A 12,445-nucleotide genomic window follows, 5' to 3' on the forward strand; every position below is an offset into this window, starting at 1 on the left:
ACCTAAAGGCTTGGACTAAAGTCCATAGTTTTGGACTAGCGTGCTGAAACAATAATACAGTGTTTTAGAAATAAAGCAAAACTATTGTTTGGCCAAACAGAACGGAATTGTCAACAGGGGGAAATGACAACGGGCTTCAATGACCTGTGAAATTATTAATCTTTTTCCGTGGTTTTGCCCGAATGATGGTCCAACTGTTAACATACGTAGACAGTCCCGGGCACCATCGGAACATCCGGACGGAACCTCACGGAAGCGGGAATGCGGCAAACAGCCGCCCCGGAGCGTAACCGGGTGCCAAAACAGGTATCATGGAAAACAGTGGCACGAATGATGCTAAAACGGTGTTTTTGAATCAACTGTTCAGCAATTCAGTTTTTTGGAAAGGCCTTTTTCCGCCCGCAATGTGAAAAACCGGATGCGGCCGGTCCGGCCAGGCAACAGGCAACCGAAGGAGCCCCGATCATGGAAAACGCTGTTTATCAGGCGCAGCACCCGATCCGTTTTGTCACCGCTACCAGCCTCTATGACGGCCACGATGTTTCGATCAACATCATGCGCCGCTTGTTGCAGGATTCCGGAGCCGAGGTCGTTCATCTCGGGCATAACCGCTCGGCGCTGGAGATCGTCACCGCGGCCATCCACGAGGATGTTCAGGGCATCGCGGTCAGCTCCTACCAGGGCGGCCACCTCGAATTCTTCAAGTACATCCACGACCTGCTCGCCGAGAAGGGCGCCGGACACGTCAAGATCTTCGGCGGCGGCGGCGGAGTCATCCTGCCGGAGGAGATCCGGGAACTGGAAGACTACGGCATCTGCAAGATCTTCTCACCCGAGGACGGGCGCCGCATGGGCCTGCAGGGAATGATCAACTTCAAGCTCGAACAGTGCGACTTCGCCACCCCCCGGCAACTCGCCAGGGATCTCGAACTGCTCCCCGGCCGGGATCACCAGGCCATCGCCCGCCTGATCACCGCCGCCGAGGAACTGGTCAGCGGCGGCGATGAAAAACTGGCGGCGGCGCAGCAGCAGGTGCGGGAGCTGGTCAAACCGGTGCCGGTCCTCGGCATCACCGGCACCGGTGGCGCGGGCAAAAGCTCGCTCACCGATGAACTGGTGCGCCGCTTCCTGCGTGATTTCGAGGACAAGAACATGGCGATCCTGTCGGTCGATCCGACCCGCAAGCGGACCGGCGGCGCCCTGCTCGGCGACCGCATCCGCATGAACGCCATCAACACCGAGCGGGTCTTCATGCGTTCCCTGGCCACCCGCGATTCCCGCAGCGAGCTTTCCGCCGCCATCCGCGAGGCCCTGGATGTTCTCAAGGCGGCCGCTTTCGACCTGATCATCGTCGAAACCAGCGGCATCGGCCAGGGAGATGCCGGTATCGTCGATGTCTGTGATCTCTCGCTCTACGTCATGACCAGCGAGTTCGGCGCCCCGACCCAGCTGGAAAAGATCGACATGCTCGATTTCGCCGACATGGTGGCCCTGAACAAGATGGAAAAGCGCGGTTCCGAGGACGCGTTGCGAAATGTTCTCAAGCAGGTCCGGCGCAACCGCAAGCTGTTCGATGTCGCCGATGACGAACTGCCGGTCTACGGCACCATTGCCAGCCAGTTCAACGATGTCGGCACCAACCGGCTCTACCGGGCGCTGATCGACCGTCTCAACGAACGCTGCGGGCTCGACTGGCAGTCACAGCTGGAAGTCGGCGAGGGGCAGAGTCTCGCCCAGCAGATTATCCCTCCCGAACAGGTCGGCTACCTGACCGAAATCACCCATGCCGCCAGGAACTACCGCCGCCAGGTCGAAGAGCAGGCCCGGGTCGGGAGCCGACTCTACCAACTCAAGGGAACCAGGCAGCTGCTGGCCGAACAATGCGACTGCCGGGTGGAGGATATCGACCGGTTGATCGAAACGACCGAAAGCCAACTGAGCGAGGAAAACCGGCAACGGCTGCAGCAGTGGCCGGAGCTGAAAAAAGCCTACGCCGAAGAAGTGATGGTGACAAAAGTGCGCGACAAGGAGATCCGCACCGAGCTGTTCACCACCTCCCTCTCCGGCACCCGCATTCCCCGTGTCTGTCTGCCGAATTTCGCCGATTACGGTGAGATCCTGCGCTGGTGCATGAAGGAGAACGCCCCCGGCTTCTTCCCCTATACCGCCGGCCTGTTCCCCTTCAAGCGCACCGCCGAAGACCCCAAGCGGCAGTTCGCCGGTGAAGGGACGCCCGAGCGGACCAACCGCCGCTTCCACTTTCTGACCAAGGACGATCCGGCCAAGCGCCTGTCGACCGCCTTCGACAGCATCACCCTCTACGGCGAAGACCCGGACGAGCGGCCCGACATCTACGGCAAGATCGGCATGAGCGGCGTCTCCATCTGCACTCTCGACGACATGGACAAGCTGTTCGCCGGCTTCGACCTCTGCGATCCGATGACCTCCGTCTCGCTGACCATCAACGGTCCGGCGCCGATGCTGTTGGCGATGTTCCTCAACACCGCCATCAGCCAGCAGGTAGAGAAATTCAGAAGCGAGAACAACCGCGAACCGAACGCCGACGAGTACGAGAAGATCCGCTCCGGCACCCTGCAGACGGTACGCGGCACGGTCCAGGCGGACATCCTCAAGGAGGACCAGGGGCAGAACACCTGCATCTTCTCCACCGAGTTTGCGCTGCGGATGATGGGCGACGTGCAGCAGTACTTCATCGAGCAGAAGGTGCGCAACTATTACTCGGTCTCGATCAGCGGCTACCATATCGCCGAGGCCGGCGCCAACCCGATCAGCCAGCTCGCCTTCACCCTCTCCAACGGCTTCACCTACGTCGAGTACTATCTCGCCCGCGGCATGCACATCGACGACTTCGCCCCCAACCTCTCCTTCTTCTTCAGCAACGGCCTCGACCCCGAGTACACGGTCATCGGCCGGGTGGCGCGGCGGATCTGGTCGGTGGTGATGCGCGACAAGTACGGCGCCAACAAGCGCAGCCAGATGCTCAAGTACCACATCCAGACCTCGGGACGCTCGCTGCACGCCCAGGAGATGGACTTCAACGACATCCGCACCACCCTGCAGGCGCTGATGGCGATCTACGACAACTGCAACTCGCTGCACACCAACGCCTACGACGAGGCGGTGACCACCCCGACCGAGGAATCGGTGCGGCGGGCGATGGCGATCCAGATGATCATCAACAAGGAACTGGGCCTGGCCAAGAACGAGAACCCGCTGCAGGGAGCCTTCATCATCGAGGAACTGACCGACCTGGTCGAGGAGGCGGTGCTGTGCGAATTCGACCGCATCAGCCAGCGCGGCGGCGTGCTCGGGGCGATGGAGACCCAGTACCAGCGCAGCAAGATCCAGGACGAGTCGATGCTCTACGAGCACCTCAAGCACACCGGCGAGCTGCCGGTGATCGGCGTCAACACTTACCTCAACCCGCGCGCCGACGAGGAGGGCTACCAGATCCCCGGCGAACTGGCCCGCTCCACCGAAGAGGAGAAGCAGCTGCAGCTGACCAACCTGCGCGACTTCCAGCGCCGCCACGCCGACCAGGCCCCGGAAGCGCTGAAGCGCCTGCAGCAGGTCGCGACCAGCGGCGGCAACATCTTCGCCGAGCTGATGGAAACGGTCAAAGTCGCCTCGCTCGGGCAGATTTCAGCGGCGCTGTACGAAGTCGGCGGACAATACAGAAGAAACATGTAGCTCGCGTAGAGACGCAGAGTCGCGGAGAAAAGAGAGTTTCTGTTATCCTGGCCCAAATCGAAACGAACGTCTCTGCACCTCTGCGTCTTGAGTGAGCACCTGCGAACGGGCGCGAGAACAGGCTTTTCCTCCAGGATCTTCGTGCCTTCGTGGTAGATTTTGAACTTGAACCCAGTACCCGGTGCCCAAATCCAAAGGATTCCCCATGCCCATCCAATCCGAATGCCGAAACCGTATCGCCAACCTCCAGCGCCAGCTCGAACGCAAGGAGCTGAACGGGGCGCTGATCATCTATCCGATCGACCTCTACTACTTTGCCGCCACCCGCCAGAACGGCATGCTCTGGGTGCCGCAAAGCGGCGAACCATTGCTGCTGATCCGCAAGAGCCTGACCCGCGCCCGGCAGGAGAGTTGCATCACCGAACTCCGCCCCTTCCCCTCCAGCCGGGAACTGAGCGGGCTGCTCGGTCGACCGGGACAGAAGATCGGCGTTACGTTCGACGTGCTGCCGGCCGCCCAGCTCGACTACCTGAAAAAAGTGCTGCCGGAACGGGAGTTCGTTGACATCTCCGGCATCAACCGCAACCTGCGGGCGGTCAAGTCGGCCCTCGAGGTCGCCAGAATCCGCCACGCCGGCGAGCAGCTGAGCAAGGTCTTCGCCCAGGTGCCGGACTTCTATACCCCGGGGATGCGCGAACTCGACCTGGCGGCGGAATTCGAAAGCCGCTCCCGCAAGCTCGGCAGCGAGGGCTACGTCCGCATGCGCGCCTACAACCAGGAGCTGTTCCAGGGACTGCTGGTCTCCGGCGGCAGCGCCAACCAGCCGGGCTTCTTCGACGGCGCCGTCACCGGTTGCGGACTGAGCGCCGCCTCCCCGCACGGCGCCTCGACCGCGGTGATCGCGCCGGACCTGCCGCTGATGGTCGACTATACCGCCGTCCACGACGGTTACATTGTCGACATGACCCGGATCTTCGTCCCCGGCAAAATCCATCCCGAGGTGCAGCATGCCTTCGATACCGCCTTGGAGATCCAGCGCCAGGTCACCGCCGCCCTGCGCCCGGGCGCCGTCGCCTCGGAGCTGTTCGAGCTGGCCTGCGGCATCGCCGCTGAGGCCGGACTGGGAGACTGCTTCATGGGGGTTCCGGGGGAACAGGCCAAATTCGTCGGCCACGGCGTCGGGCTGGAACTGGATGAGATGCCGGTACTGGCCAAGGGCTTCGACGTGCCGCTGCAGGAAAACCAGACCATCGCCATCGAACCGAAGTTCCTGCTCACCGGACACGGCGTGGTCGGTATCGAGAACACCTGGGCGGTCGGCCCCGATCGCGGCATCCGCCTTTCCCCGGCCGACGACGCGATCGTGACCCTGCCGACCTGATGAGGAACCGGCCATGCCCCCTTCCCGCCAACTGCTTCAAACTGCCGCGATCAACCGCCTGCGGTTGCGCAATCGGCTGGTGCGCTCTGCGACCTGGGAGGGGATGTGCGACCCGCGCGGGATCCCCGGGGAAGACCTGATCGACCGTTACCGGCAGTTGGCGGCCGGCGGGGTCGGCCTGATCATCACCGGCTTCGCCTACGTGGCGCAGGAAGGGAAGCTACTGCCCGGCGCGCTGGGTCTGCAGGATGACGCTTCCGCGCGGGCGGTCCGCCAGCTGGTCGAGGTGGTCCACGCTGCAGGAGGCAGGATCTGCGCCCAACTCGGCCATGCCGGAGGCCAGACCCGCCGTGATATCTGCGGCACCACCCCCTCGCTCCATCGGCGCTGCAGCTGGACCAGTACCCGCAGCAGCCGCAGGAGATGACCGCGGCCGATATCGACCGCGTCATCGACGCCTTCGCCGCTGCCGCTGAGCGGGCCTGCCGCGTCGGCTTTGATGCCATCCAGCTGCATGCCGCCCACGGCTACCTGATCAACCAGTTTCTCTCGCCGCTCTGCAACCGGCAAACCGACAGCTATGGCGGCGAGCTACGGAACCGCATGCGGTTCCTGCTCCAAGTATACGGCGCGGTACGGGAAACAATCGGCCCGCACCGGCCATTGCTGGCCAAGCTGAGCCTCAACGACAACCTGCCGGGAGGATTGACCGCGGAAGATGCCATCCAGGTCGCCCGGGAACTTGACGAGGCCGGCATCGACGGCATCGAGGTCAGCAGCGGCACCCCCGCCTCGGGGGAGCGGACTCCGGTCCGGCGGTGCGGGACCGACGATCCCCCGCTCCCCTGCTACAACCTGGAGCTGGCGGCGAGACTGCGGCCGCAGGTCCGCTGTCCGCTGCTGCTGGTCGGCGGCATTCGTCGTCGCAAAGACGCTGAAGCGGTGCTGCAGGCCGGCAGTGCCGATTTCATCTCCCTCTGCCGCCCGTTCATCTGTGAACCGGCCCTGGCGCGGCAGTGGCAATTCGGCGGCAGCGACGCCGCCTCCCGCTGCATCTCCTGCAACGGCTGCTTCAAAACCGCCTTTCGCGGCAATCTGCGTTGCGTGCAACCGCTGCGCGGCAACGCCTCCTGAAACCCTGCCCGGCTTCATCCTGTGCTTATTGCCCTTCGCCTCATACCCAGCCCAACGGCAAAGGGTGCGAAACCGCACCTGCCCTTCGGTGGCCGGAAGGGCTAGAGTCTGCTCACATCGATTGCCCTGCGGAATTATTTGACCGCAGGCTACAGCGAAGGAGGAGATGATGGACTACATGGGATCGCACGACCTGTTCGACCACCTGCTCACCCCGGCGAAGAATCAACGCCGACCGGCGGCCGCAAACTGGTTCGCCAGAATCCGCCGGTTGCTGTTCCCGACCCGGCGGCCGGAAACAACCAGTACCCTGTAACCCATAGGATTTCGTAATATTGCGCCGGGATTTTCCGTGTCGACAAGGCGCGCTTTCCGCTGCATAGCTGTAGCTATGAAGCGGTGAAGCGCAACGCAGCTGACGCGGAAAATAACCAGCAAGATGCGAAAGATTAAGGGTTACATGGTACTAGTGGCTGAACGCGCGATCCCCCGGGCAGAATGTTCTGTCCGGGGGATCCAATCATTGATAGATCCGCAGAGGATCTAGACATAGAGCATGTCGCGGACGATAGTCTTTTTGACTTCGGGCTTGAGGGCGCTTTCGACTCCCAGATCGACGGGCCGCTGGAAGACTTTTTAACGGGTGATCTGCATCCTTACGGAAGCGTATGTGCGATGGTATGAGAGGACGTCGTTCCCTAACCGGCGACTACAGTTTTGCGGTCACTACCAGCCAAAGGTTATCCCCGCACGGGTGGCGGTGCCGTTGTTGTCGAAGGTGGAAGATACCGCCAGATTCAGCAGGACGTTGTCGTTCACATAGTGAAAAAGGCCGGCAGCTAAGGCACTAGAACCGCTGTAGTTGCCCAGGCCGACAGATATCTGGCTGTTGCCGCCAGCTCGAGCATTGGGGACCAGAGCTGAAAAAGCGGCTGCCAAGGCACCGACATCATCGAGACGGTTGTCGAGACCGTCGATACGATTATCAAGACGACCGATATCGCTGCTGGAGGATGAAGCGAACTGCTGCATCTGCTGCACAGTCACGGCATCGTTGGCATTCACCCCATCGGCGACGTTGGTGATACGACGCTGGTTGCCGCTCGACCCGACCGAAACGGTATTCGCTTCTGTCGCCTCCGAGTTCTGTCCCAGGGCCACGCTGCCGCCGGCACCGACCGCCACCTGGGCGTTCTGCCCCAGCGCGGTTCCACCCACTTCATTCACCACCGAATCGGCACCGATGGCCACACTGTTCTGGGTGGCGATAGTGGTATTGGCACCGATGGCAGTACTGCCGTCGGCGGTGACAGTGGCCCTGTAGCCGATGGCGGTATCATAAGAACGGGCCGAAGCACCACTGCCGAGCGCGGTGGAGCCGCTACCGGTGGCACTGGCAGCAACCGGAGCCGAGCCGGAGGTCCAGCTGATACCCTGTTCCCTGTTCTGAAGGGCGGTAATATTGGAAGAGTTGGCGTTGATGCTGGTTTGAAGAACGGTATCAGCCGCTTGTCGCGCAGTTGTTTCAGAATTGATAGCACCGGCATTGCCCATGATCCCGGTCGCATTGGTGGAGATCGCCGTCACATTGCCCGAAATATTGGTGACGTTGGTGCCGACGTTCCCCTCAACAGTGGTCATGCGTCCCGTCAGGGTACTGACATCGGTGCTGACTCCATTCAACTGCCCGACCGTAGCGGCATCACCGGCGGCAACACCATCAGCAAGATTGACGATGCGGCGCTTGGTCGTTGAGTTACCGACCGAGACAGTATTGGCCTCGGTCGCCTGCGATCCCTGACCGAGGGCGACGGCACCGGTAGCACCAGCTGTCACCCGCGCACTTTCGCCCAGCGCGGTGGCTCCGGTTTCGAAGGCCCCGGCAGAGCGACCGAGGGCGGTCGTATCGTTAACAGTCGCTTCGCTAGAATCAAAAATAGCGTTATTGTCACTGTCTCGCCAACCGGCACCAGCATTTTCGCCGATGGCAGTACTACTCATTCCTACGGCGTTAGTATTAGAGCCATATGCCGTACTGGCAGCCCCCTTGGCCCGACTGCGATAACCGCTGGCAGTACTGTCAGTACCGCTGGCGAGACTAAATCTTCCCGTGGCAGTACTGGAATCTCCAGTGGCCTGGCTGCCAGCTCCGGTGGCGGTCGTGTCATCGGCAGTGGCTCGACTTTGATATCCGGTGGCGGTGCTGACAGTACCAGTGGCTTGGCTGTCAACGCCGGTGGCGGTACTTCGATTCCCGGTGGCGATAGCGGAATGGCCAGTAGCTGTACTGTTTATTCCCGGGGCATTGGCCCCCGCGCCAGTAGCTGTACTGTTCGCTCCCAGGGCGTTGGCACCCGCACCTAACGCAGTCTTGCTGGAACTAAATCCTGCCGCACCGTCGTTTGCAGGGTAAAGAAGTGCCCCTGAAAGCGAGGTTCCCCATACCGTTGTGCTGAAACTGAGCAGGGCCCAACTGACGGCCATGATCAGACTCCATCGGCTGCTGAATTTTGCACCTTGTCTTGATGGGATTATTTTTTTTCTGTTCACCGATTGCCTCCCTGTCAGGTAATTTCTTCAACAAAATCATCAGGATGCCACAGCAATTATGTAGCTCGGTAACCATTGCTTCGACAAAACCGGGTGCAATATAAGCTACGATCCTGACAATTTCCTTACTGAAGGAGTTAATAAGAGGGCAAACAGGAAGAAAAAAGGACAAGTGAGTCGACTGACCGCGCCATGAGGGCACAAAGTTCCGACCTGACCCAGAGGAAGTGATCAGGCGAAACAGGCGCTCTCCGGGGCGGAATCCGCGGTGATGCCACTGAGCAGTTCGGCGATTTCGTCCGCGGGGTAGCCTTCGCTCTGAAGCCGGGCGGCAAACCGTTGCAGCACCCGGCGGGCCTGCACCGCAGAACGTTGCCCCTGCAGCCAGTAGAGCTGGCCGTTCAGGCGTTCGCAAAGAGGATCGTTGCGCAAGGCCTTTTCCACCAGCTGAACCGCCTGGGGAAGCCGCCTGGAGCCGGCCAGCAGAGCGGACCAGGCCAGGGTCATTTCGGCAAGGGCACGACTAAGCTCCTGTCGAAATGCGCGAATAAGGTTTTCTCCGGGAACCCCCGGTGCGAACTCACCTCGCCAAAGCGCTTCAGCCGTGGTGAAGGCATTGCCGGCCTGCCAGTTTTCCTGAAGGCGCAGATGCCTGAGACCTCGTTTGACTTCGGTTAGAAAATTTCCGGCGTCGACCCGGCAATGAGCGAGCCAGAGCATACCCTTTTCCCTCTGCAGGTAGTAATGGGCGGTATTTCCCGGCAGGGTCAGGGTTTTGCGCAGGCGTGAAACCAGGGTATCGAATTTGATCCTGGCGCTCTCGGGCGGGCTGTCAGGCCAGAAATGGAGTTGGATAGTTTCCTGAGCCAGTTTGAACCCGGGGGACGCAAGCAACAGACAGAACAGTTCGCGCTGCGCCGGGGTCAGATCTTCGGCCTGGAGCAGGGGACGGCCCCGGTAGAGGATCTTGAAACTGCCCAGGGTGCGGATTTCGAGCCGGGGAATGACTGTGCCGTCATCGAGCAGGGCCATGTCGAGACGCTGGGCGGCGAGGGTCCGTGCGTAAGCAGTTTCGATTCTCTGCTCCACGGCGAAGCTCAGGGTTTTCTCGATGTCGGCCGGAGCCCAGCCCCATAAATGCCGATAGGCGTTGCGGCGCATCAGTCCCAGGCCGGTAGCGATATCTTCTTTGGCTCTTGTTTCTGCGCCGGTCTCAAGGCAGACCCTCGCACGATGCAGCAGACCGCAGGCTTCAAGGTATTCTGTCGGTATCTGCCGGGCGGCTTCGATCCCTTCGTCCAGCAGCTGCAGCGCCTGCTCGCGATGTCCGCAATGGGCACGGGTCAGGCCGACCACCAGTTTGTTCAGGGTGATAAAAAACGGCCCGCCTGACAGATCTCGCAACTGCTGCGATTCTGCACTAACGAGCAAGGCCTGGTCTTGCTGTTGGCGTAAAGCCAGAGCCAACCCCTGTTGTTGCAGGACCAAACTGTTCAGGTGGGGACTGAGAGGGGGGTGTTGGGCCAACGCCCGGACGGATAGATCGAGGGCTTCATCAAACTGTCCACGGTTGATGGCGATATCCATCTCCCAGACATAACAGAAGGGACCGGCAATCGACTGGGAGACCAGACTGTTGCCGACGGCATCGATAAGTTGGTTTTTCTGCTCAAAGTAATTGGCGAAATCGCCCTCGTTGAACAAAAAATTAAACAGCATCATGCGGATGGCCAGGCTGTTGAACGATCCGACTTCAGGGTGATGAACATAGGGCGCAGCCTGCTCCAGGCAGGTCAGGGAGAGGGAGGTACGTCCGGCAAATATCTGGATATAGCCCATCATCATCAGCAGGGCAGCCTCGAAATTGATCAGCTTCTCCTTACGCGCCAGCTTCAGGGCCAGAGAGGCAAACCTGGTGGCCTGATCGGAGTCAGCGAGCAGGATGCAATGGCCCATGGCCAGGCTGCGAGCGACCAGGATCGTCATGGCAGTGTCGAGGTCTGCTGCGATCCGAAAAAAGAGCTGTTCAGCGCGTTCAAGTCGTTCTTCGTTCTGGCGGTAATGGCCGGTGGTGGTGATGTGGATGGAGATGATATGGGCCAGGCAGAGCAGCTCGCCGAGTTCATCGTGCCTTGCGGAAAAGACCTGCAGGGCCTGGTCGAGCAGCGGCAGCGCCTGCACCGGCGCACAATCCAGCTGGGACAGGGCCAGAAAAAAACAGGACCAGCCCAGCCGCCGCCGAGACGTTTCTGGTATCGATCCCAGAATAGCCGCCAGGCTGACAGTCTGGTTGGCCGCCAGAAAAGCCATGCCGTTCTCTTTGAGGAACGCTTCAACCGCCGCATAATCCTCCGCCAGCAGCAGATAGCGCAGCGCTTGCGTCGACTGCTCCTGCCGGCGGTAGTAGTCTCCGGCCTGCTTGTAAATCGAGCGGATCACCTCTGGACCCAACTCTGCCGCTGCCTTCTCGCGCAAAAACTGCTGAAAGAGATGATGCAGACCGAACAGTGCATTATCCGCATCAAGATGGCGGATAAATATATTGCGCCGGGCCAGATTGCAAAGCTCGGTGCCGATCGAAGCCATCTCGGTGAGCACTAACGCCAGCTCAACCGGAACCACTTCGAGCAGGGAGAGGAGCAGCAGCGGCCGGTGTAAGTGCGACTCTAAAGGGGAAAGAATCTCTTCGCGAAAATAATGGTGAAGGTCAGGTCGTTCAGCCGTCCAGTAATTATCCATCAGGGGCCGAAAAGCGCTGCCGGGCTGCTGTTCCATCCGTAGCCCCAGGTGAAGGATGCCCATGACCCAGCCGTCCGTGGTGCGGACGATTTTGCGGCTGGTATCCCGACAGAGATCAAGATTGAGAACCTGATTGAAAAAATCACTGATTTCTTCCTCGTCCAGTGCCAGATCACGATTACCGATGCGCAGCAATTTGCGCTCGCGGGAGTTGCTGCGCCAACTGTCGAGCGGCAGGGGTTCCCGGGAGCAGAGGACGAAATGCAGTTTCGGTGGGGCCGTCTCCAGCAACCAGTTCATCAGCGAAAGACTTGCTTCATGCGAAACCAGGGAGTGCAGGTCGTCAAAGACCAGATACAGATCGTCCTTCAGGCAGGAATCGAGATCATTCAGCAGCAGCTCGATCCGTTTCTGATGATCAAACAGGACGAAATCACTCTCTCTCAAGATCCGGACGGTGGCGGTGGAAGGAAACTCTGGAAGACGGGTATTGAAGCAGGCAAGAAGGGCCTGAAGAAAGAAAGCGGGATCGGCGTCTTCGGGACCGACCTGGTACCAGAGCGAGTTAACATTGACGCGATCGAGAAATTGTTGAGCAATAGTAGTTTTACCCTGACCGGCCTGGGCTTCGATGATCAGGGTCGGAGGCGGAGTACCCTCTGGCGGCAGCAACTGCTCAACGATCCGCTGGCGGTAAAGCTGCTGTGAGTTATCGACCCGTGGAGGGTAGAATTTGTCGAGCTGTATTTGTGCCCTGAATTCTGCAGATTGGACCATGACATTTCCCCGACCACCAGGATGGTTATCAGCGACCATGAAATGTCGTAAGTCGCTGAAGATAGTAGCACAACAGCCCCTTGGCTTTGCGTGGGATCGTAAAAAACCCCGCCCAGAGGACGGGGCTTTAAAGGCGCCCCCAGAGGGGGCGTT

The 12,445-nt window shown here is 60.4% G+C and carries 7 protein-coding genes and 1 pseudogene; 5 read left to right on the forward strand and 3 right to left on the reverse strand.

What is annotated here, in order from left to right; genetic code table 11:
* Nucleotides 1-465 precede the first annotated feature (465 nt).
* The 5 genes from icmF to C2E25_RS17600 all read left to right on the forward strand — a co-directional run bounded on the left by icmF (nt 466) and on the right by C2E25_RS17600 (nt 6,542).
* Complete coding sequence (gene icmF / locus C2E25_RS16695) at nt 466-3,711, forward strand: fused isobutyryl-CoA mutase/GTPase IcmF (RefSeq protein WP_103116852.1); 3,246 nt, start codon at nt 466-468, stop codon at nt 3,709-3,711.
* Between the two features lie 205 nt (nt 3,712-3,916).
* Entirely contained in the window at nt 3,917-5,092 is a 1,176-nt protein-coding gene (locus tag C2E25_RS16700) for a M24 family metallopeptidase (protein ID WP_103116853.1), read from the forward strand.
* Nucleotides 5,093-5,105: 13 nt separating this feature from the next.
* On the forward strand, nt 5,106-5,519 hold the full coding sequence (locus C2E25_RS18020) for a hypothetical protein (protein WP_103116854.1): 414 nt from the start codon (nt 5,106-5,108) through the stop codon (nt 5,517-5,519).
* Nucleotides 5,516-6,226 (forward strand): hypothetical protein, encoded by a 711-nt coding sequence (locus C2E25_RS16710; protein WP_103116855.1) that lies wholly within the window; start codon nt 5,516-5,518, stop codon nt 6,224-6,226. The genes C2E25_RS18020 and C2E25_RS16710 overlap by 4 nt, the downstream gene beginning before the upstream one ends.
* Nucleotides 6,227-6,395: 169 nt before the next feature.
* Nucleotides 6,396-6,542, forward strand: coding sequence for a hypothetical protein (locus C2E25_RS17600; protein WP_158247322.1), 147 nt, complete (start codon nt 6,396-6,398; stop codon nt 6,540-6,542).
* A gap of 410 nt (nt 6,543-6,952) precedes the next feature.
* Here the strand turns inward: C2E25_RS17600 and C2E25_RS17400 are convergent, their stop codons facing one another.
* From C2E25_RS17400 to C2E25_RS16730, 3 genes and pseudogenes are all read right to left on the reverse strand, one after another.
* Entirely contained in the window at nt 6,953-8,227 is a 1,275-nt protein-coding gene (locus C2E25_RS17400) for a YadA C-terminal domain-containing protein (RefSeq protein WP_233189471.1), read from the reverse strand.
* A 24-nt stretch (nt 8,228-8,251) separates the two neighbouring features.
* Nucleotides 8,252-8,710, reverse strand: a pseudogene (locus C2E25_RS18180) (hypothetical protein); the annotation flags it as partial.
* Nucleotides 8,711-9,007: 297 nt separating this feature from the next.
* Nucleotides 9,008-12,292: a BTAD domain-containing putative transcriptional regulator gene (locus C2E25_RS16730; RefSeq protein WP_103116859.1), complete on the reverse strand. Its 3,285-nt coding sequence runs from the start codon at nt 12,290-12,292 to the stop codon at nt 9,008-9,010.
* Nucleotides 12,293-12,445: the final 153 nt, after the last annotated feature.

Source organism: Geothermobacter hydrogeniphilus, assembly GCF_002898515.1.
Lineage (GTDB): Bacteria > Desulfobacterota > Desulfuromonadia > Desulfuromonadales > Geothermobacteraceae > Geothermobacter_A.

What these genes read in the sequence shown, in the direction of transcription:
- C2E25_RS17400 (WP_233189471.1), bottom strand. Translation starts at nt 8,227, where the DNA reads ATGAGTAGTACTGCCATCGGCGAAAATGCTGGTGCCGGTTGGCGAGAC.
- C2E25_RS17600 (WP_158247322.1), top strand. Translation starts at nt 6,396, where the DNA reads ATGGACTACATGGGATCGCACGACCTGTTCGACCACCTGCTCACCCCG.
- icmF (WP_103116852.1), top strand. Translation starts at nt 466, where the DNA reads ATGGAAAACGCTGTTTATCAGGCGCAGCACCCGATCCGTTTTGTCACC.
- C2E25_RS16700 (WP_103116853.1), top strand. Translation starts at nt 3,917, where the DNA reads ATGCCCATCCAATCCGAATGCCGAAACCGTATCGCCAACCTCCAGCGC.
- C2E25_RS18020 (WP_103116854.1), top strand. Translation starts at nt 5,106, where the DNA reads ATGCCCCCTTCCCGCCAACTGCTTCAAACTGCCGCGATCAACCGCCTG.
- C2E25_RS16710 (WP_103116855.1), top strand. Translation starts at nt 5,516, where the DNA reads ATGACCGCGGCCGATATCGACCGCGTCATCGACGCCTTCGCCGCTGCC.
- C2E25_RS16730 (WP_103116859.1), bottom strand. Translation starts at nt 12,292, where the DNA reads ATGGTCCAATCTGCAGAATTCAGGGCACAAATACAGCTCGACAAATTC.